The sequence below is a fragment of the Agromyces mariniharenae genome, from assembly GCF_008122505.1.
In the GTDB taxonomy this organism is placed as follows: domain Bacteria; phylum Actinomycetota; class Actinomycetes; order Actinomycetales; family Microbacteriaceae; genus Agromyces; species Agromyces mariniharenae.
Map to the genome: position 1 here is coordinate 167,924 of NZ_VSSB01000002.1, position 20,674 is coordinate 188,597.

General features: G+C 72.2%; 18 protein-coding genes and 1 riboswitch. Of the genes, 8 read left to right on the plus strand and 10 right to left on the minus strand.

All coding sequences use genetic code 11. The annotated features are described in order from the left end of the window. Positions 1-8: 8 nt before the first annotated feature. Positions 9-671, minus strand: coding sequence for a phosphoribosyltransferase (locus tag FYC51_RS14130; RefSeq protein ID WP_148734450.1), 663 nt, complete (start codon positions 669-671; stop codon positions 9-11). Between the two features lie 500 nt (positions 672-1,171). Here FYC51_RS14130 and FYC51_RS14135 point away from each other — a divergent pair, with 500 nt between their 5' ends. Next, positions 1,172-2,878 (plus strand): VWA domain-containing protein, encoded by a 1,707-nt coding sequence (locus FYC51_RS14135; RefSeq protein WP_148734451.1) that lies wholly within the window; start codon positions 1,172-1,174, stop codon positions 2,876-2,878. A gap of 73 nt (positions 2,879-2,951) precedes the next feature. On the opposite strand, the gene FYC51_RS14140 is transcribed toward FYC51_RS14135, so the two are convergent. From FYC51_RS14140 to FYC51_RS14165, 7 genes are all read right to left on the minus strand, one after another. After that, positions 2,952-4,511, minus strand: coding sequence for an MDR family MFS transporter (locus FYC51_RS14140; RefSeq protein ID WP_238476394.1), 1,560 nt, complete (start codon positions 4,509-4,511; stop codon positions 2,952-2,954). Between the two features lie 207 nt (positions 4,512-4,718). After that, positions 4,719-4,868, minus strand: a complete 150-nt coding sequence (locus FYC51_RS19325; RefSeq protein WP_187432674.1) for a hypothetical protein — start codon at positions 4,866-4,868, stop codon at positions 4,719-4,721. After that, positions 4,865-6,010, minus strand: a complete 1,146-nt coding sequence (locus tag FYC51_RS14145) for a cysteine desulfurase family protein (protein WP_148734453.1) — start codon at positions 6,008-6,010, stop codon at positions 4,865-4,867. Before FYC51_RS14145 ends, FYC51_RS19325 begins: the two co-directional genes overlap by 4 nt. Then, complete coding sequence (nadC, locus tag FYC51_RS14150; protein WP_148734454.1) at positions 6,007-6,918, minus strand: carboxylating nicotinate-nucleotide diphosphorylase; 912 nt, start codon at positions 6,916-6,918, stop codon at positions 6,007-6,009. Before nadC ends, FYC51_RS14145 begins: the two co-directional genes overlap by 4 nt. Beyond that, on the minus strand, positions 6,918-8,501 hold the full coding sequence (gene nadB / locus FYC51_RS14155) for an L-aspartate oxidase (protein WP_148734455.1): 1,584 nt from the start codon (positions 8,499-8,501) through the stop codon (positions 6,918-6,920). The genes nadC and nadB overlap by 1 nt, the downstream gene beginning before the upstream one ends. A gap of 2 nt (positions 8,502-8,503) precedes the next feature. After that, positions 8,504-9,856: a quinolinate synthase NadA gene (gene nadA / locus FYC51_RS14160; RefSeq protein WP_148734456.1), complete on the minus strand. Its 1,353-nt coding sequence runs from the start codon at positions 9,854-9,856 to the stop codon at positions 8,504-8,506. A 74-nt stretch (positions 9,857-9,930) separates the two neighbouring features. Continuing rightward, entirely contained in the window at positions 9,931-10,629 is a 699-nt protein-coding gene (locus FYC51_RS14165) for an NUDIX hydrolase (RefSeq protein ID WP_148734457.1), read from the minus strand. 400 nt (positions 10,630-11,029) lie between these two features. Next, a riboswitch (glycine riboswitch) is annotated at positions 11,030-11,153 on the plus strand. 195 nt (positions 11,154-11,348) lie between these two features. On the opposite strand from FYC51_RS14165, the gene gcvT reads away from it, so the two are divergent. The 5 genes from gcvT to FYC51_RS14190 all read left to right on the plus strand — a co-directional run bounded on the left by gcvT (position 11,349) and on the right by FYC51_RS14190 (position 17,276). After that, positions 11,349-12,518: a glycine cleavage system aminomethyltransferase GcvT gene (gene gcvT, locus FYC51_RS14170; protein ID WP_238476395.1), complete on the plus strand. Its 1,170-nt coding sequence runs from the start codon at positions 11,349-11,351 to the stop codon at positions 12,516-12,518. Between the two features lie 47 nt (positions 12,519-12,565). Continuing rightward, on the plus strand, positions 12,566-12,937 hold the full coding sequence (gene gcvH, locus FYC51_RS14175; RefSeq protein ID WP_148734459.1) for a glycine cleavage system protein GcvH: 372 nt from the start codon (positions 12,566-12,568) through the stop codon (positions 12,935-12,937). A 62-nt stretch (positions 12,938-12,999) separates the two neighbouring features. Next, positions 13,000-15,891 (plus strand): aminomethyl-transferring glycine dehydrogenase, encoded by a 2,892-nt coding sequence (gene gcvP, locus FYC51_RS14180; protein WP_148734460.1) that lies wholly within the window; start codon positions 13,000-13,002, stop codon positions 15,889-15,891. Between the two features lie 183 nt (positions 15,892-16,074). Beyond that, positions 16,075-16,581: a sigma-70 family RNA polymerase sigma factor gene (locus FYC51_RS14185; protein WP_148734461.1), complete on the plus strand. Its 507-nt coding sequence runs from the start codon at positions 16,075-16,077 to the stop codon at positions 16,579-16,581. Next, positions 16,578-17,276 (plus strand): anti-sigma factor family protein, encoded by a 699-nt coding sequence (locus FYC51_RS14190; RefSeq protein ID WP_187432675.1) that lies wholly within the window; start codon positions 16,578-16,580, stop codon positions 17,274-17,276. Before FYC51_RS14185 ends, FYC51_RS14190 begins: the two co-directional genes overlap by 4 nt. A 15-nt stretch (positions 17,277-17,291) precedes the next feature. Here the strand turns inward: FYC51_RS14190 and FYC51_RS14195 are convergent, their stop codons facing one another. Then, entirely contained in the window at positions 17,292-17,504 is a 213-nt protein-coding gene (locus FYC51_RS14195; RefSeq protein WP_148734463.1) for a hypothetical protein, read from the minus strand. A gap of 138 nt (positions 17,505-17,642) precedes the next feature. On the opposite strand from FYC51_RS14195, the gene FYC51_RS14200 reads away from it, so the two are divergent. Further along, positions 17,643-18,104: a hypothetical protein gene (locus tag FYC51_RS14200; RefSeq protein ID WP_148734464.1), complete on the plus strand. Its 462-nt coding sequence runs from the start codon at positions 17,643-17,645 to the stop codon at positions 18,102-18,104. Here FYC51_RS14200 and FYC51_RS14205 read toward each other — a convergent pair. Further along, positions 18,050-18,817, minus strand: coding sequence for a CPBP family intramembrane glutamic endopeptidase (locus FYC51_RS14205; protein WP_148734465.1), 768 nt, complete (start codon positions 18,815-18,817; stop codon positions 18,050-18,052). The two genes, FYC51_RS14200 and FYC51_RS14205, sit on opposite strands and share 55 nt — an antisense overlap. Positions 18,818-19,024: 207 nt before the next feature. On the opposite strand from FYC51_RS14205, the gene FYC51_RS14210 reads away from it, so the two are divergent. Continuing rightward, positions 19,025-20,641 carry a peptide ABC transporter substrate-binding protein gene (locus tag FYC51_RS14210; protein ID WP_148734466.1) on the plus strand — a complete coding sequence of 539 codons (1,617 nt, stop codon included), beginning with the start codon at positions 19,025-19,027 and terminating at the stop codon, positions 20,639-20,641. The last annotated feature ends 33 nt before the right edge of the window (positions 20,642-20,674 follow it).

Sequence of the window (20,674 nt, forward strand, 5' to 3'; positions counted from 1 at the left end):
CGCGGGGCTCAGGCGCCGCCCGCTCCCGACTCGCGCGAGGCCTCGAGGATCTGCTGCACCTCCGTGTCGGAGGTCTGCCGGAAGTCGAGGTAGTGCATGCCCACCGCCATGAACCCCGGCGGCGTCGAAAGGCACACGACCTCGTCGACCTCGGGCATCGCCGCGAGCTCGGCCATGCTGTCGGGGGCGCCGACGGGCATCGCCAGCACGACGGATGCCGCGCCGAGCTCCTTCGCGACGACCGCCGCGACCCGCGCGGTCGCACCGGTCGCCACCCCGTCGTCGACGATCACGGCGGTGCGGCCCGTGAGGTCGACCGGTGCGGCGCCACCGCGGAACCGCGCGACCCGCGCCTCGAGCTCCGCACGCTCCTTCCGCTCGACGGCGGCGAGCTCGGCGTCGCGCACCCTGCCGTAACGCAGGACGTCGTCGTTGAGCACTCGGGCACCTCGCTCGCCGATGGCGCCCATGGCGACCTCGGGCTGGCGCGGAAGCCCGAGCTTGCGCACGACGAGCACGTCGAGCGGCGCGCCGAGCGCCCTGGCGAGCTCGTCCGCCACGGGGACGCCGCCGCGGGGGAGTCCGAGCACGACCGGACGATCGAGCGCCCGGCCCGCGAACGCCCGCGCCAGCCGTCGGCCCGCGTCGCGTCGATCGGTGAAGTGCTCCATGTCGTGATGCTCGCACTCGGTGCTGCGGGATGCCACCCCCTGGGGCTCGCGCCAATAGCCGTCGGCACCCACTGCGTCAAGCCCTGTCTTCGGCCGACCCCGCCGCCTAGCGTTGGAGATCCGACGGCAGGGGACGATGGGCGATCGGAGCACCGGCGCCGCGTGACCGTCGGGACGGAGAACACCGAAGACGCCTGAGTGACGACTGAGGGGTCGCACCCAGGGCGGGGGAGCGGGTCGGATGACTGGGGGTCATCCGACCCGCGTGTTCCGTCTGCGCACGAACTGCGCGTGACGCCGCGCCGTCACCGTCACCGTCCGCGAAAGCGTTCTCCCGCGTCACTCGCGGACCGTCGACCCGGCCCGCACGCCGATCCCGAGCGAAGTTCGCGTATCGGGATGCGTCGCCTATGCTGATGGGCATCCTTCCCCCAGGACCGGGGGAACCCGTCCAGTGAGGGAAACGGCGGCGCCACGGCACCGTCCAGCTTGGAGTGTCCGTGGGGCGTCACAGCGTGAAGGCTCCGGCGAAGAGGCCGGGGCGCGCACTCATCCTTTCCATCGTCGCGGCGCTCGCGGTCGTGGGCATCGTGGCGTCCGGCGTCTTCGTCTGGGTCGGCGGCTACCTGAACCCCCTGTTCGCCGCGGCCGACGCGGGCTGCGCCGGCAGTGAGCGGCTCGCCATCGTGGCCGACACGACGATCGCGCCGGCGCTCACCGACATCGCGAAGGAGTTCGACGCGAACTCGGAGACCTGCGTGCAGACGAAGATCACGTCGCAGGACTCGGCCGACACGTCGGCGGTGCTCGCGTCGGGCGGACTGGACGCCGACGCGTGGATCCCCGAGTCCGACGTGTGGGTCGACCGCATGTCCGCCACCGCCGCCTCGCTGGGGCAGACCCCGCCCGAGGTGGAGGTGGGCGAGGCGGTCGCAGCGACGCCCGTCGTGTTCGCCGCACCGGCCACCAAGGCCGCCCAGATCGCGAGCGAGCCGGTGACCTGGAGCCGCGTGCTCGGCGGCGGCATGCCCACGATCCTGCCCGATCCCGAGGCATCGTCGACCAGCCTCGCAGGGCTCCTCGCCCTGCGCGGGCACTCCTCGCCCGACGATCCGCGCCAGTTCGCGGGCGCCATGATCGAGCTCGGCAAGTCCATTCCCGCATCGACGGGAGCGGCGTTCGCGGCGCTCGCCGCGGTGCAGCAGCCGAGCGTCGTGATCACGAGCGAGGCGCAGGTGGCGGCGTACAACCTCGAGGAGCCGGCGGAGACGCTCGTCGCGGCCTACCCGGCCGACGGCACCGTGCTGGTCGAGTACCCGTTCGTGCGCCTCCCGTCGCAGTCCGACGACGAGGCGACCGCCGACGGCGCCGCGAACGCGACGAAGACCCGTGCCGAGCTGCTCACGGCCTTCGCGGCGGCGGTTCGCGATGCGACCGATCGGCTCGCGGCCGACGGCTTCCGCGCGCCCGACGGCACGGGCGCGATCGACGTCGCCGGCCTCGCGGCCGAGGGACCCGTGGGAGCGGCGACGGAGCTCGACGCCGCCGCACAGCTCGAGATCCTCCGGGCGTGGGCCGTGCTGACGCTCCGCTCGCGCATGCTCGCCGTCATCGACGTGTCGGGCTCGATGGAGGAGCCCGCGGAGAGCGGACTGCGGCGCATCGACATCTTCCAGCAGGCGGCGATCGGCGCCATGGAGAAGTTCTCGGGCGAGGTCGAGCTGGGCGTCTGGGTCTTCTCGACCGCGCGCAACGGCGACCTCGACTGGGAGGACCTGTCGCCGATCGCGCCGCTCGCCGACCAGGCGCACAAGGCCCAGATCGCCGGCATCATCCAGTCGCTGCCGGCCCGACTCGGCGGCGCCACCGGACTCTACGACACGACCCTCGCGGCCGTGCAGCGCGTGCGCGAGTCGTACGACCCCGAGAAGGTGAACTCGGTGCTGCTCATCACCGACGGCCGGAACGAGGACGAGAACGGCATCGACCTCGACACGCTGCTCGCCGAGCTCGCCAAGATGGACGACCCGACGAAGCCGGTGCCGGTCATCATGATCGGATTCGGTCCCGACACCGACCTCGCGGCGATGCAGCGCATCGCGCAGGCGACGAAGGGCGCGGCGTACTCCGCCTCGCGGCCCGAGGACCTCGGCACGGTGCTCGTCGACGCGCTCTCGCAGCGCACCTGCCGCCCGAACTGCGGCTGAACCGCGTCGCACACGACGAAGGGCCCGGCGCGATGCCGGGCCCTTGGTCAGTTCCTGATCGGATGCGTCGCCGTCACGCCTCGGCGGAAGCGGCCTCGAGCGCCGCGTCGCCGTGTGCGTCCGCCGTCATGTCGGCGGGCTTGCGGACGAAGAACGCGCCGACGACCGCGCCGATCGAGATGATCGCCCCGACCAGGAACGCCGTGCGCAGGCCGGCCGCCTGCGCGGCCTCGGCGGTCGCTCCCGTCACCGCGACGGAGGCCGTGACGGCTGCCATGACCGTGACGAACAGCGCCGTGCCGGCGGCGCCCGCGACCTGCTGCACGGTGCCGACGATGGCCGAGCCGTGCGAGTAGAACCGCGGCTCGACCGACCCGAGCGCCGACGTGAACAGCGGCGTGAACATGAACGCGAGGCCGGCGGACAGCACCACGTGCGCGACGAGCAGCAGCCACGGCGAGGTGGTCTCGGTCACCATCGTGAGCGACCAGAGCACGGCGCTCACCGCGATGGCGCCCGGCACGAGCAGCGGCGTCGGTCCGAACCGGTCGAACAGGCGGCCGACGGTCGGGCCGAGGAGGCCCATGAGCAGGCCGCCCGGGAGCAGCAGGAGCCCCGTGATGGCCGGCTCGAGGTGCAGCACGTCTTGGAGGTAGATCGGCAGCAGGATGATCGTGCCGAACAGCGCGGCCATCACGATGACCATGAGGCCGACCGAGATCGCGAAGTTGCGCGACCGGAACGTGCGCAGGTCGAGCAGTGCGCGGTCGCGACGCTGCAGCAGCAGCTGGCGCAGGATGAACGTCGCGATGCCGATGGCGCCCACGGCGAGCGAGATCCACATGGCGGCGGGGGAGCCCGTGCCCGAGACGACGCCGCCGACGAGGCTGAGGCCGTAGACCAGGCCGCCGAAGCCGAACGCCGAGAGGACCACCGAGAACACGTCGATCGGGATGACGCGCGGCTCGCTGACGTTCTCGACGCGGCGGATGCCGATGACGAGCATGACCAGGGCGATCGGCAGCACGAGCCAGAACATGTACCGCCACGACAGGTAGGTGAGGATGAGGCCCGAGATCGTCGGCCCGATGGCGGGCGCCACCGAGATCACGGTCGAGACGCGGCCCATGAAGCGGCCACGGTCGGCCGGCGCCACCAGCGTCATGAGGGTGGTCATGAGCAGCGGCATCATGATGGCCGTGCCGCTCGCCTGCACGACGCGCGCGAGCAGCAGGACCTCGAAGCCGGGCGCGAGCGCGGCGATCAGCGTGCCCGCGGAGAACAGGCTCATCGCGGCGATGAAGATCGGGCGCGTGGCGAACCGCTGCAGCAGGAAGCCCGTGATGGGGATGACGACCGCCATCGTCAGCATGAACGCCGTGGTGAGCCACTGCGCGGCCTCGATGGTGATGCCGAGGTCGGTGACGAGGTGCGGGATGGCGACGCCCATGATCGTCTCGTTGAGGATGACGACGAAGGCGGACGCGAGGAGCAGCCAGATCACGCGCGAGTTGCGCTTGCCGTGGAGGGCCTCGGCGTCGGTGTGGTGGGCGGTCTGGGCGTGGTGCGGAGCCCCGTCGCCGGCGGCGACGGGCTCGTTCTCGGTCAGGTCGGGAACGGCGCGTTCGGTCAAGGAGAGGCGTCCAATCGATCTCGGCGCAGAGCGGCGCCGGAGGAGTTGCGTCGAATGTGAGAGACAACCCGCATCGGAGGAGGCGCTATTCCCGAATCGACGGATCGATCGGAACGTATGGAACCTCGCGGCGCGAACGGGTGCGGGTTGCGAATGGGAACGGCGATGCGGTCGCGCACGTCGGGCGGTGTGCGCGGTGCGCGCGGACTACGGAGCGGGCGCGGGCCCGTCGGTCGGCGTGGCGTCGGGAAGCCACCCCTCGAGGAGCTCCTCTTCGGGAGCGACCTCGTCGTCGACCCGTGCTTCGACGTCGCGCTCGGCGTCGTCGTCGGCGGGGATGGCGGTGGGATCGGTCATGGCTTCACGATAGCGCGCACCACCGACACTGCCCGGGCGACGGCGGCCGCGGCATCCGCCACGTCGTGCTCGGACGTCTCGGCGCCGAGCGTGAACCGCACGGCGGTCTGCGCGAGCTCGGCGGGCAGGCCGATCGCGGTGAGCACGTGCGACGGCTCGTCGCTGCCCGCGGCGCACGCCGACCCGCTCGAGCAGATCACGCCGTCGCGCTCGAGCTCGAGCAGCACGGCCTCGCCGCTCGTGCCCGGGAAGACGTACGAGACCGTGCCGGGCAGCCGGTGCACGGGATCGCCGGTGAGCACGGCTTCGGGCACCTCGGCGGCGATGCGCGCCACGAGCGGGTTCGCGAGCGCGCGGACGCGGGTCGCGGCATCCGCTCGCTCCTCCTCGGCGAGGCGCAACGCCGTCGCGAACGCCACGGCGCCCGCCACGTTCTCGGTCCCCGAGCGTCGCCCGCGCTCCTGGCCGCCGCCGTGCACGACGGGTTCGAGGGGGATCCGGCCGCGCACGACCAGCGCGCCCGTGCCCTTGGGCGCCCCGACCTTGTGGCCGGCGAGCGAGAGCGCGTCGACGCCGAGCCCGTCGAGCGAGAGCGGCAGCCAGCCGGCCGCCTGCACGGCATCCGTGTGGAATCGCGCGCCCGCGGCGTGCGCGAGCTCGGCGAGCTCGGCGACGGGCTGCACCGTGCCGATCTCGTTGTTCGCGAGCTGCACCGACACGAGCGCGGTGTCGGGGCGGATGACGCGCGCCAGCGCCTCGGGATGCACCAGGCCGCCCGCGTCGACCTCGACCTCGTCGACCGTGAAGCCGTGCACGCGTGCGAGGTGATCCGCGGACTCGAGTACCGCCTCGTGCTCGATCGGGGAGACGACGACGTGACGGCCGCGCGGGTTCGCGAGCGCGATGCCCTTGATCGCGAGGTTGTCGGCCTCGGTGCCGCCGCTCGTGAACACGACGTCGCCGGGGCGGCATCCGACGACGGCGGCCACCTCGGCCCGCGCCGACTCGAGCGCCCGGGAGGCCTCGTCGCCCAGCCCGTGGTGGCTCGACGGGTTGCCGAACGACCCCGTGAGGAAGGGCCACATCGCCTCCAGCGCCTCGCGGCGCACGGGCGTGGTGGCGGCGTGGTCGAGGAAGATCACGGGGAGACTTCCGGGGCGGGCGCGGCCGACGCGGCGGTCGCGGCATCCGACGACGGCGCCTCGATGACGACGTCGAGCCCGAGGTCGAGCGCGCGCGCCGAGTGCGTGAGCGCGCCGACCGAGATCACGTCGACGCCGGTGGCGGCGATCGCGGCGACGGTGTCGAGCGAGACGCCGCCGGATGCCTCGACCACGGCCCGTCCGCCGATGCGCTCGACGCCGGTGCGAAGGTCGTCGAGCGTGAAGTTGTCGAGCATGATCGTGTCGGCGCCGCCGGCGAGCACGGCGTCGAGCTGGTCGAGCCGGTCGACCTCGACCTCGAGGTGGGCGGTGTGCGGCATCCGCTCGCGTGCCTCGCGCAGCGCCGTGGCGAGGTCGCGCCCGCCCGCGGTGAGCACGGCGAGGTGGTTGTCCTTCGCCATGATCGCGTCGGACAGCGACCGGCGGTGGTTGCGGCCGCCGCCGTCGCGCACGGCCTGTCGCTCGAGGCTGCGCAGTCCCGGCGTCGTCTTGCGCGTGTCGACGATGCGGGCGCGCGTGCCCGCGACGGCGGCGACGTACCGCGCCGTGAGCGTCGCGACGCCCGACATGCGCTGCACGAGGTTGAGGCCGACGCGCTCGGCCGTGAGGATGCCGCGGGCCGGCCCCGTGACCCGGGCGAGCACCGTGCCCGCCTCGAACGCGTCGCCGTCGGCGGCGAGGCGCTCCACGACGATCCGCGGGTCGGTGAGGCGGAACGCCGCCGCGAACACCTCGACGCCGCTCAGCACGCCCGGCTCGCGCGCGACGAGGTCGGCGGTCGCCGTCGCCTCCACCGGGATGAGCGTCTCGGACGTGAGGTCGCCCCAGGGCGCGTCCTCGTCGAGCGCGGCGATGACGATGCGGTCGATCTCGCGGACGTCGGTCATCAGGCGGCCTCCTCGAGGGCGTCGGCGGCGACGGACGGGGTCGTGGGCGCCGCCACGAGCGGCTCTGCGGTCGCGGCATCCGGGTCGTCGGTGCGGAAGTGCGCGCCGACGCTGCCCGTCCGCGCGATCGCGGCGGCGACGGTGAGTCGCGCGAGGTCGAGCAGGTTGCGGTCCTCCGCGGTGCGGCGGTCGACGACCACGGGCGCGCTCCAGGCGTCGAGCGCAGCGGATGCCGCGGCGAGACCCACGCCCGAGCGCTCGAGCCCGGCGTGCTCCCACATGAGCGCCTGCAGCGCGCCCCGGTCGACCGTGTCCAGGAGATCCACCGTCTCCACGCGCGAGATGCAGGAAGAATCGGCCGACACGCCGCGAACGAGGGTGGTCCTGTCGGCGTGTCGCCCGGAAGTTCCTGCAGACATCGTTGCGACGCCGAGCGCGCGGGCCGCGCGGTCGGCGAACACCGCGGCCTCGAGCAGCGAGTTCGACGCCAGCCGGTTCGCGCCGTGCACGCCGGTGCGCGCGCACTCGCCCACGGCGAAGAGCCCGGGCAGCGTCGTGCGGCCGTCGAGGTCGGTGACCACCCCGCCCATGGCGTAGTGCGCGGCGGGCGTGATCGGCACGGGCTGCGTGCCCCAGTCGAAGCCCGCATCGCGGCACGCCGCGTCGATGCCGGGGAACCGCGCGGCGAGGAACTCCGCGCCGAGCGCCGTCGCGTCGAGGAACACCGGTCGGCCGTCCTGCTGGGCCATGCGCTTCCACACCGCCCGGGCGACGACGTCGCGCGGGGCGAGTTCGGCGCGCGGGTCGACGTCGGGCATGAACCGGTCGCCGTGCTCGTCGACGATCACGGCGCCCTCGCCGCGCACCGCTTCGGAGGCGAGCGGCGTGCCAGGGGCTGCGAGCGCGGTCGGGTGGAACTGGACGAACTCGAGGTCGGCGACCTCGGCTCCGGCACGCCATGCGGCCGCCACGCCGTCGCCGGTCGCGACGTCGGGGTTGGTCGTATGCCGGTAGAGGCATCCGCTGCCCCCGGTGGCGAGCACGACGGCGTCGGCCCGCACCTCGGTGAAGCCGGATGCCGCGAGCAGGCGCGCACCCACGACGCATCCGCGCTCGACCAGCAGGTCGACGAGCATGGTGTGCTCGTGCACGCGCACCGCGCGACGGCGCACCGTGGCGACCAGCGCGGACTCGATCGCCGCACCCGTGCCGTCGCCGCCGGCGTGCAGGATGCGTGCGCGGGAATGCGCCGCCTCGAGGCCTCGCGCGAGGCCCGAGTCGCCGCGGTCGAACGCGACGCCGAAGCGGATGAGGTCGCGAACGCGGGCCGGTCCCTCGTCGCAGAGCACACGGACCGCCGCGGGGTCGGACAAGCCCGCTCCCGCCGCGATCGTGTCGGCGTAGTGGCGTTCGACCGAGTCGTCGGGGAACAGCGCCGCCGCGATCCCGCCCTGGGCGTGGCGCGTGCTGCCCTCGACGAGCGCGGCCTTCGTGACCACCTCGACCTCGTGGCCCGCGTCCGCGGCCTTGACCGCGATCCACAGGCCGGCGATGCCGCCGCCGATCACGAGCACGCGCGCCATGGTCAGGCTCCTGCCGGAACCGCGGCTGGCGTCGCAGCCGGCGGCTTCGCCGCGAGCATCCGCTCGAGGGCGAGCCGCGCCGGGTCGGCGACCGTGTCGGGCACGGTGATGCGGTTGACGACCCGGCCCGCGACGAGCTCCTCGAGCACCCAGGCGAGGTAGCCCGGGTGGATGCGGTACATCGTCGAGCACGGGCACACCACGGGGTCGAGGCAGAAGATCGTGTGCTCGGGGTGCTCCGCCGCGAGCCGCTGCACGAGGTTGATCTCGGTGCCGATCGCGAAGGTCGAGCCGGCGGGGGCCGCGGCGATGGCCTTCACGATGAAATCGGTCGAGCCCGCGGCATCCGCTGCGTCGACGACCGGCATGGGGCACTCGGGGTGCACGATGACCTGCACGCCCGGGTGCTCGCGGCGCGCCTGCTCGATCTGGTCGACGGTGAACCGGCGGTGCACCGAGCAGAAGCCGTGCCACAGGATGACGCGGGCGTGGGTGAGCTCCTCGGCGGAATTTCCGCCGAGCGCCTTGCGGGGGTTCCACATCGGCATCTGCTCGAGCGGCACGCCCATGGCCTTCGCGGTGTTGCGGCCGAGGTGCTGGTCGGGGAAGAAGAGCACGCGCTGCCCGCGCTCGAACGCCCACTCCAGCACCGTGCGCGCGTTCGACGACGTGCAGACGATGCCGCCGTTGCGGCCGACGAAGCCCTTGAGCGCTGCCGACGAGTTCATGTACGTGACCGGGATGACCGGCACGCGGCCGTCGGCGCCGGGGGTCGCCAGGTCGCCGTAGACCTCCTCGAGCTGCTCCCAGCACTCCTCGACGCTCGACTCGTCGGCCATGTCGGCCATCGAGCAGCCCGCTGCGAGGTTCGGCAGGATGACGGCCTGCTCGGGCTTGGAGAGCAGGTCGGCGGTCTCGGCCATGAAGTGCACGCCGCAGAACACGATCGCCTCGGCGTCGGGCTTCGTCAGCGCTGCGTTCGCGAGCTGGAACGAGTCGCCCACGAAGTCGGCGTGCTCCACGACCTCGTCGCGCTGGTAGAAGTGCCCGAGCACGACGACGCGGTCGCCGAGCGTGGCCTTCGCGGCCCGGATGCGATCGTGCAGCTCGGCGTCGGACGCGCGGCGGTACTCGTCGGGCAGGGCGCCTTGGCGCGGCGAGCCGGTCGGGATGACGTCGCCCATCGACGCGCCCGGCCCGTAGCCCGCGGGCCCGCGGTCGAACTCCCACGGACCCTTCGCGAGCTCGGGCGCGCAGGTGGAGCCGGCCGACGAGCCCGTCGAGATGAGGCGGATCGAGCGGTCGACGGATGCCGCGAGCCGGACGTCGCGGGCGGGAGGCTGGACGATGGTCATGATCGGCTCCTCGACGGTGGTGGGTCGGTGGTGGGCGGTGGGTGGATCAGCGCGGGTGGATCAGCGCGGGTGGCTCAGAGGTGGATGGGGTCGGGAGCGGGCGCCATCGCGGACGCCGTGTCGAAGCGGTAGAGGGCCGGCGGGCGATGCCGGGTGCCCGAGAGGCGCTCGCCGGTGTCGACGAGCGTGCCCGAGGCCTCCATGGTGCGGCGGAAGTTCGCGGGGTCGAGCCGCTTGCGGAGCACGACCTCGTGCACCGCGCGGAGCTCGGCCAGGGTGAACGTCTCGCCGAGGAACGCGTGCGCGATGCGCGAGTACTCGAGCTTCGTGCGCAGCCGCCCCAGGGCGTAGTCGATGATCGCGCGGTGGTCGAACGCGAGCTCGGGCAGCTCGTCCTCGTCGAACCACTGCACGTTCTCGTCGGACACGGCGCGCTCGACCTCGTCGGAGTGCACCAGCGCCCAGTACACGACCGAGACGACGCGCTCGTCGGGGGAGCGGTCGACCGCGCCGAACGTGTAGAGCTGCTCGAGGTACTTCGGCGTGAGCCCGGTGGTCTCGGCGAGCGTGCGGGCCGCCGCGCCCTCGAGCGCCTCGTCGACGGGGAGCCAGCCGCCGGGCAGTGCCCAGCGTCCGAGGCCCGGTTCGCGGAGCCGCCGGACGAGCGGCAGGCGGAGGCTGGGGCGCTCGGCGCCCTCGTCGGGGCTGAGGGCGAAGATCACCGTGGAGACGGCGAGGCGCGCCGGCGCGGCCGGGTCGTGCTGCTGCGGCATCCGTGGCCCCTCATTCGATCGACGTCGTCTTAGAGTCAGGATGACTCGAAGTGCTGGAACCAGCTTACAGTCAAAGTGACACGAACGCGAATTCGTGACGTCATGGTGCGGCGAGGATGCGAGTGACGATGCGTATGCAGGAAGAGCGGGATGCCGGTCGGCATGTCGCGCCGTGACACGCCGACGTCACTGCAGTCGTTCCTGCATTCGTGCCGGCCACGCGGCCGCACCGCCCCCGGCCACGGCGGGACCGCCACGGCCGGGAACCTCTCCGGCGATGGCGCCATCCCGGCCGGCACCGTCTCCGCCAGGGCACCATCCCGGCCGGCAGGGTCTCCGACGCGCCCGCGCCCGCGCCCGCGTCGGCTAGGATCGGCGGTACAACCTCACACCGGGCCATCGACGCGTCGCGGGAGAGCCGGACAGTTCCAGCAGGAGACACACTTCCAGCAGGAGACACTGGGCCGGCACCGAAGGAGCAAGCCTCCCCGCCAATCTCTCAGGTCACACACCGCGATGACGAGGCCGCTCTGAAAAGTGGATCGAGCGGAGCGAGATCCAGGTCGAGCACGGCAGGCGTAGCCTGACCCGTATCGACCCTCCTCCGACCGGGCCCGCCGACGGTGAAAGCGCGAACCACGCGTGAAGCTCTCAGGCCCATGACAGAGGGGGAGTTCCCAGCGGCATCCGCCGACCGCCCACGCGACTCTGGAGAACTCGTGACCGACACCGAACCCGGCACCACCGAACGTCGAAGCCCCCTCGATGCGGTGCACCGCGCCGCCGGCGCGTCGTTCACCGACTTCGCGGGCTGGCAGATGCCCGTGCGCTACTCGAGCGACCTCGCCGAGCACCATGCGGTGCGCACGCACGCCGGCATCTTCGACCTCTCGCACATGGGCGAGATCATCCTGCTCGGCCCGGGCTCCGCCGCGGCGCTCGACTTCGCGCTCGCCGGCAAGCTGTCGGCCATCGAGATCGGGCAGGCGAAGTACTCGCTGCTGCTCGACGAGGACGGCGGCATCATCGACGACCTCGTCGTCTACCGCACCGGCGACGACCGCTACATGGTGGTCGCGAACGCCGCGAACCGCGAGGTCGTCGCGACGGAGCTCGTCGCCCGCGCCGAGGGCTTCGACACGTTCGTCTCCGACGAGAGCGACGACGTGGCGCTCGTCGCCCTGCAGGGCCCCGACGCCCGCGCCGTGCTCGAGGAGACTCCGGGCTTCGGCGTCGACGACGGCCCGAGCAACGACGTCGAGGAGTTCGACGTGCAGCTCGCCGCGCTCAGGTACTACCGCGCGTTCCCGGCGACGTTCGAGGGCGAGCCGGTGCTCGTCGCCCGCACCGGCTACACGGGTGAGGACGGCTTCGAGCTCTACATCGCGCCCGACCGCGCCGCACGCCTCTGGGAGGCGCTCACCGAGACGGGTGGCCCGCGCGTCGTCCCGGCCGGGCTCGCGAGCCGCGACACGCTGCGCCTTGAGGCGGGCATGCCCCTCTACGGCCACGAGCTGAACCGCGACATCCTGCCCGTGCAGGCCGGCCTCGGCCGTGTCGTCGCGCTCGCCAAGGAGGGCGACTTCGTCGGCCGCGCCGCCATCGAGGCCGGCCCGGCGACGGATGCCCCGGTGCTCGTCGGCCTCGCCGCGGAGGGCCGCCGCGCCGCGCGCGCCGACTACGAGGTCTACGACGGCGAGGGCGCGGATGCCGCGCGCGTCGGCGTCGTGACGAGCGGCGCCCTGTCGCCGACCCTCGGCCACCCCGTGGCGATGGCGTTCGTCGCGCCCGATGCCGCCGAGCCGGGCCGCGAGCTGTACGTCGACGTCCGGGGCACGCGCGTCGCGGCATCCGTCGTGCCGCTCCCCTTTTACAAGCGACCCGCCTGACGCACCACGACCGAACCCACCGCACCGCCGACCGCGAGGAGAACCCCATGACCGACCTGACCGCCCTGCAGTACACCGAAGAGCACGAATGGGTGCTCGTCGACGGCGACACCGTGACGATCGGCATCACCGACTACGCCGCCGAGAAGCTCGGCGACGTCGTCTACGTCGACCTGCCCAAGGCGGGCACGCAGATCACCTCCGGCAACGTCGTCGGCGAGATCGAGTCGACCAAGTCGGTCGGCGAGCTGTTCGCCCCGGTCGACGGCGAGGTCGTCGAGGCGAACCAGGCCGTGATCGACGCGCCCGAGCTCGTGAACAGCGACCCCTTCGGCGAGGGCTGGCTCATCAAGGTCACCGCGCCGAACCTCCCGAAGCTGCTCACGCGCGACGAGTACCAGGCGCTCACCGGCGAGTAGACGCCGGACCCACCAGCGACGCCGGTCCCGCCGGCGACAGACCCACGACACGAAGGATCCCCATGCCCACCTCCCCGGCCTTCGACCTCGACGCGTTCGGACGCCGCCACATCGGCACGACCCCGCACGACCACGAGTGGATGCTCGCCGCCCTCGGCTACGACTCCCTCGACGCGCTCATGACGGCGGCGGTGCCGACGGCGATCCGCATGGGGGAGGTGCTCGACTCGGTGATCCCGCCGGCCGCCACCGAGCGGGGGGCGATCGCGGAGCTCGCCGCGCTCGCCGAGCAGAACACCGTGCGCACGTCGATGATCGGGCTGGGCTACTCGGGCACGATCACGCCCGCGGTGATCCAGCGCAACGTGCTCGAGAACCCGAGCTGGTACACCGCGTACACGCCCTACCAACCCGAGATCTCGCAGGGCCGCCTGGAGGCGCTCATCAACTTCCAGACGATGGTCTCCGACCTCACGGGGCTCGACACCGCGAACGCGTCGATGCTCGACGAGGGCACGGCCGTCGTCGAGGGCATGCTCCTCGCGCGCCGCGGGTCGAAGTCGGCCTCGAACCGCTTCGTCGTCGACGCCGACGCACTGCCGCAGACGCACGCCCTGCTCGTCTCGCGCGCCGAGGCCGTGGGCATCGAGCTCGTGGTTGCCGAGCTCGACGAGTCGACGGATGTCGCCGCCCTCGGCGAGCACTTCGGCATCTTCGTGCAGTACCCGGGCGCCTCGGGCCGCGTGTGGAACCCGGCATCCGTCATCGCCGCCTCGAAGGAGCAGGGCGCGCTCGCGGTCGTCGCGGCCGACCTGCTCGCGATGTCCGTGCTGACCAGCCCCGGCGAGCTCGGGGCGGATGTCGCGGTCGGCACGTCGCAGCGGTTCGGCGTGCCGATGGGCTTCGGCGGCCCGCACGCCGGATACATGGCGGTGCGGAAGGGCCTCGAGCGCCAGCTCCCGGGTCGCCTCGTCGGCGTGTCGCAGGATGCCGCGGGCCACCCGGCCTACCGGCTGAGCCTCCAGGCGCGCGAGCAGCACATCCGTCGCGAGAAGGCGACCTCGAACATCTGCACCGCCCAGGTGCTCCTCGCCGTCATGGCGTCGATGTACGCGGTGTACCACGGTCCCCGGGGCATCCGGCACATCGCGACGACGACCGCGGCGAAGGCGAAGGCGCTCGCCGACGTGCTGTCGGGCTACGGCCTGACGCTCGCGCACGACGCCTACTTCGACACCGTGCGCGTGCACGTGCCCGGCCTCGCGACGAACGTCGTGGCCCGCGCCCGCGGGCTCGGCCTCAACGTCTGGGAGGCCGACGAGGCGACCGTGCACATCGCGGTCGACGAGACCACGACGGCCGACGAGCTCTCGCGCGTCGTCGAGGCGTTCGGGTTCGACCCGCGGATCGACGTGCCCGTGTCGCTGCGAGAGCTGCCCGCCAGCCTGCCCGAGTCGCTGCGCCGCACCTCCTCGTACCTCGAGCACCCGGTGTTCAACACGCACCAGTCCGAGACGCAGATGATGCGGTACCTGAAGACGCTCGCCGACCGCGACTACGCGCTCGACCGCGGCATGATCCCGCTCGGCTCGTGCACCATGAAGCTCAACGCCGCCACCGAGATGCAGTCGGTCACGTGGCCCGAGTTCGCGAACCTGCACCCGTTCGCCCCCGAGGCCGACGTCGTCGGCACGCTCGGCCTCATCGAGCAGCTCGAGAACTGGCTCGCCGAGGTGACGGGCTACGACACCGTCTCGCTGCAGCCCAACGCGGGCAGTCAGGGCGAACTCGCCGGCCTGCTCGCGATCCGCGGGTACCACCGCGCGAACGGCGACCTCGACCGCGACCTGTGCCTCATCCCGTCGAGCGCCCACGGCACCAACGCGGCCTCCGCCGTGCTCGCCGGCATGCGCGTCGTGGTCGTCGCGTGCGACGAGCTCGGCAACGTCGACCTCGACGACCTGCGCGCGAAGATCGCGGAGCACGCCGACCGCATCGCCGCGCTCATGATCACCTACCCGTCGACGCACGGCGTCTACGAGCACGAGGTGAAGCAGATCACGCAGGCCGTGCACGACGCGGGCGGCCAGGTCTACGTCGACGGCGCCAACCTCAACGCGCTGCTCGGCTTCGCCCGCTTCGGCGACTTCGGCGGCGACGTCTCGCACCTCAACCTGCACAAGACGTTCTGCATCCCGCACGGCGGCGGCGGCCCCGGCGTGGGCCCGGTGGCGGCGAAGGCGCACCTCGCGCCCTACCTGCCCGGCCACCCGCTCGCGCAGCGCGCCGACCACTCGGGCGGCGTCACGCACGACGGCGGCCCGGTCTCGGCGGCGCCGTACGGCAGCCCGTCGATCCTCCCGATCTCGTGGGCGTATGTGCGCATGATGGGCTCCGAGGGCCTCAAGCAGGCGACCGCCACGGCGGTGCTCGCGGCCAATTACGTCGCCGCACGCCTGCGCGACCACTTCCCGGTGCTCTACACGGGCGACAACGGGCTCGTCGCGCACGAGTGCATCCTCGACCTGCGCCCGCTCACCGCGGCGACCGGGGTCACGGTCGACGACGTCGCGAAGCGGCTCATCGACTACGGCTTCCACGCGCCGACCATGTCGTTCCCCGTGGCGGGCACGCTCATGGTCGAGCCGACCGAGTCGGAGGACCTCGCCGAGCTCGACCGCTTCATCGAGGCGATGATCGCGATCAAGGCCGAGGCCGACGCGGTGGGCCGCGGCGAGTGGCCGGCCGACGACAACCCGCTGCGCAACGCGCCGCACACGGCCGAGTCGGTCATCGCGGGGGAGTGGACGCACCCGTACACCCGCGAGCAGGCCGTCTACCCGGTGCACTCGCTCGTGCGGAACAAGTACTGGGCGCCCGTGCGCCGCATCGACCAGGCCTACGGCGACCGCAACCTCGTGTGCGCCTGCCCGCCGGTGGAGGCGTTCGCGTAGCGTGGCCGGGCGCGGCGCGTAGCGACGCGGCAGGTCACGAAGGGCGGAGCAGGAGCGCTCGCGGCGCATCGCGCCGCGAAGCGTGTCCGGCAGACCTCGAAGCCGGACTGAACGGGGCCTCCCCGCGTAGAGTGCGGTGAACCTGAGACTTCTCACTCTCGTTGTCACCGCAGGAGGTGACGGATGCCGCAGGACGACGATCGTCGGCTGGTCGCGCTGTACGACGCGCACGGGCCGTCGTTGTGGCGGTACGTCGTGCACCTCACGGGCGACCCGGCGGGTGCCGACGACATCGTGCAGGAGACGCTGCTGCGCGCCTGGCGGAGCCCGCGCATCCTCGAGCAGGAGCCGGCGTCGACGCGGTCGTGGATGTTCACCGTCGCTCGGAACCTCGTGATCGACGAGGCCCGCAGCGCCCGTCGCCGGCACGAGATCGGCGTCGGCGAGCTGCCCGATCCCGGACGCGAGGACGGCACCGACCAGCTCTTCGAGAGCCTCCTGATCGAGGAGGCGCTGGCCGGCCTCGACTTCGAGCATCGCGCCGTGATCGTGCACGCCTACTACGGCGGATGCAGCATCGCGGAGGTCGCGCGACGCCTCGGCATCCCCGAGGGGACCGTCAAGTCGCGGCTGCACTACGGACTGCGGGCGCTGCGCCTCGCACTGCAGGAGAAGGGGGTGACGCGATGAACCCGAATCACTCGCGCTACGCCGACTGGGACTCCGCCTACGTGCTCGGCGCGCTCTCCCCGGGCGAGCGCCGGGAGTACGAGGAGCACCTCGAGACCTGCGACGCCTGCCGCCGCTCCGTGGCCGAACTCTCGCCGATGCCCGGGCTCCTCGCCCGGCTGTCCGCCGACCGCGCCGAGGCGCTCCTCGACGAGTCCGACGTCGCGCCCTCGTCGCCGAGCCCTGCGCTGCTCGACGCCGTACGTCGCGAAGGGCGCCGCCGCGGCATCCGTCGCACGCGCACCCGCATCGTGCTGGCGGCCGCCGCAGCGGTCGTCGTGATCGCCGCGGTCGCGGTGCCGCTCGCGCTCACCCGGCCCGTCGCGGACCGGCAGTCGGTCGCGTTCGAGACCATCGTCGACGTGCCCGTGACCGCGAGCGCCGTGCTCACCCCGGTGGAATGGGGCACCAGGATCGAGCTGGACTGCACCTACGACGTGCCGCCGGGCGAGGACGCGTCCGCGCAGGACTGGCCGTACGCGCTGGTCGTGATCGACCGCGAGGGGCGGAGCACGGAGGTGTCGACGTGGCGTGCGACCCCCGGCTCGACCGCGCGCCTCGAGGCGGGGAGCGCGCTATCCGTCGACGAGATCGCGTCGCTCGAGATCCGCGCGGTCGCGTCCGGCGACGTGCTGATGCGCGGCGTCACCGGCTGAGCGGCACCTGATGCGTCAGGCGGTCGCGGGTCGCGGCTGAGCAGGGCGCTGCGCGACGTGCCGTCCCCGCTCGGTGTAGACACGGGCGCCGGATGCCTCGACGACGGCCCTGCGGCGCGCCACGACGCGGCGCTCCGCGTCGCGGATCTCGTCGTCGGTCGCTCGGAAACGGCGGTCGGTGGTGCGCGCGGAGAGGCCGCCCGCGGCGATGGCGTGTGCGAGGTCCATGGTCGTCCGTTCCCTTCGACGCGGGGGATCCGGCCCGCGCCGCCTCCATGCTCGCGAGACCGGCGACGCGGCGGATCCGGGCCGCCCCGATGGCCGTCCCCGGGAGTACACTGAGGTTCTCTCGAAGAGGGGGCGCGCATGATCTCCGTCGATCTCATCGCAGTACTCGCCACGCTCGCCTTCGCCGGCGTCTTCGTCGGGAGCTCGATGCTCGCGGGCCGCGGCCTCGGGCTCGAGCAGCGGGCGGGCCTCCTGGAGCGACGCGATCCGACCACGGCCGAGGCGCTGCGCCGGGCGCAGTCGTTCACCGACTACTCGAGCAGCACCGTCTTCGGCCCCGAGGGGTTCTCGGCCGTCTGCTCGCCCAGCCGGCGCAGCTGGCACGACGGGGCGCGCGTGCGCGCGACGGACTCCGACCTCCGCGTCGAGGTGCCCGAGGAGGCCCTGCCGCCGATGCCCGCGACGGTCGTAGCGCTCGCACGCAGCGAGCACGTGCCGCAGGCGCCGCGCACGCGGCATCCGTCGGCTGCTGCGGCGAGCTCGGCTCAGGCCGCCGGGGGAGCGAAGAGCTCGGGCCACCAGCCCATCGCGAGCGGGTAGCCGACGAACGACACGATGTCGAGGATCCAGTGCGCGATGACGAGCGGCATCGTGCGACCCCATCGCGCGTAGAACCAGCCGAACACGATGCCCATCGCGACGTTGCCCACGAACGGCCCGAACCCCTGGTAGAGGTGGTACGAGCCGCGGAGCACGGCGCTCGAGAGGATCGTCGACCACCGTCCGACGCCGAGCTCCCGGAACCGGGTGAACAGGTAGCCGACGACGATGACCTCCTCGGTGAGCGCGGCCTCGAGCGCGCGCAGCACGAGCATGGGCACGGTCCACCAGAACCAGTCGGCCGGTGACGTCTGCACGGCGACCGTGACCCCCAGCGCCCGGCCGATCGCGTAGAGGGCGAGCCCCGGCACGCCGATGACGGCGACGAGCAGCAGGCCGGATGCCGCGTCGCGACCGGGCCGGGTGAGGTCGAAGCCGATGCGACGGAACGGGCTCACGCCCGGCTGCCACAGCAGGTACAGCACGAGGGCGACCGCGAACAGCCCGAAGAAGACGTCGAGGAACTGGTACGTGAAGTCGAGCCACTCGCGGCTCGATCGCGACGGGTTGAGGGCGACGGACTGGTCGCCGAGCGCGCGCTCCTCGGTCAGCTTCGCGACGAGGGAGACGATCGAGTACACCGCGGACGCCCCGAGGCTGAGTCCGAGGACGATCACGACCTCGACCTGGAGGCCGCGCCGGGGGCTTGACATGCGGTTATCCTCGCACGCGGATCGCGGGTGCAAGATTCCTGCGTGGTGACAGCGGTTTCCACTTCCGGATCGATCGCAAGATTGCGCGTCGGTAACGGTTTCCTCTGGAGTTTGCTTCCACGGGAAGCGATACATACTCTCGATCTATCCCAGCGCACCACGCGGCCATAAGTCGCGCTGTCCTGCGCTCATCTCACAGGAGGAACATTGAAGATCAAGAGAATCGGCGTCGCCGCCATTGCTCTTGCTGCGGCCGGCGCCCTCGTGCTGACCGGCTGCACGAGCGGCTCGCCTGAGTCGACCGAGGGCGCGAGCTCGTCCGCGGTCATCACGACGAACGGCAACGAGCCCCAGAACCCGCTGGTCCCGACCAACACGAACGAGGTCGGCGGCGGCAAGATCCTCGACTCGATTTTCGCCGGCCTCGTCTACTACGACGCCGAGGGCGCCCCGCACAACGACGTCGCCGAGTCCATCGAGACCGAGGACGCGCAGACCTACACCATCAAGCTCAAGGCCGACCAGAAGTTCTCGAACGGCGAGCCGGTGACGGCCAGCTCGTTCGTCGACGCCTGGAACTACGGCGCGCTCCTCTCGAACGAGCAGCTCTCGAGCTACTTCTTCGAGTCGATCGAGGGCTTCAGCTACGACGAGGACTCGGAGCTCACGGGCCTCGAGGTCGTCGACGACACGACCTTCACCGTGAAGCTCAAGCAGCCCGAGTCGGACTTCCCGCTGCGCCTCGGCTACTCGGCGTTCTTCCCGCTGCCCGAGTCGGCGTTCGAGGACATGGCCGCGTTCGGTGAGAACCCGGTCGGCAACGGCCCGTACATGCTCGACGGCGAGGGCGCCTGGAAGCACAACGAGAAGATCGACCTGGTCGTGAACCCCGACTACGACGGCCCGCGCGTCGCCCAGAACGGTGGTCTCTCGATCATCTTCTACGCCACGCAGGAAGCGGCGTACGCCGACCTCCAGGGCGGCAACCTCGACGTGCTCGACGCCATCCCCGACGGCGCGCTCTCGACCTTCCAGGACGAGTTCGGCGACCGCGCGATCACGCAGCCCGCGGCGATCTTCCAGTCGTTCACGATCCCGGCGCGCCTGGCGCACTTCGCCGGCGAGGAGGGCAACCTCCGCCGCGCCGCCATCTCGAAGGCGATCAACCGCGAGGAGATCACCGACGTGATCTTCTCGGGCACCCGCACCCCGGCGCACGACTTCACGTCGCCCGTCATCGACGGCTACTCGGAGGACATCCCCGGCTCCGAGGTGCTCGACTTCGACGCCGACGAGGCGAAGGAGCTGTGGGCCCAGGCCGACGCCCTCTCCCCGTGGACCGGCACCTTCCAGATCGCCTACAACGCCGACGGTGGCCACCAGGCCTGGGTCGACGCCGTGGCGAACCAGCTGAAGAACAACCTCGGCATCGACGCGTCGGGCGCTCCGTACCCGACCTTCGCCGAGGCGCGCACCGCGATCACCGACCGCACCATCCAGACCGCGTTCCGCACCGGTTGGCAGGCCGACTACCCGGCCCTGTTCAACTTCCTCGGGCCGATCTACGGCACGGGTGCCGGTTCGAACGACGGTGACTACTCCAACGCAGAGGTCGACCAGCTCCTCGACGAGGGTCTCGCCGAGACCGACCTCGCCGCCGCGAACGAGAAGTTCCAGCAGGTGCAGGAGATCCTGTTCCAGGACCTCCCCGCCATCCCGCTGTGGTACTCCACGGTCAACGGCGCGTGGGGCCAGTCGGTCGAGAACGTCCAGTACGGCTGGAACTCGGTGCCGCTGTACTACGAGGTCACCAAGAGCGAGTAATTCTCGTTCAGGGGCGACTCGGGGTTAGACTCT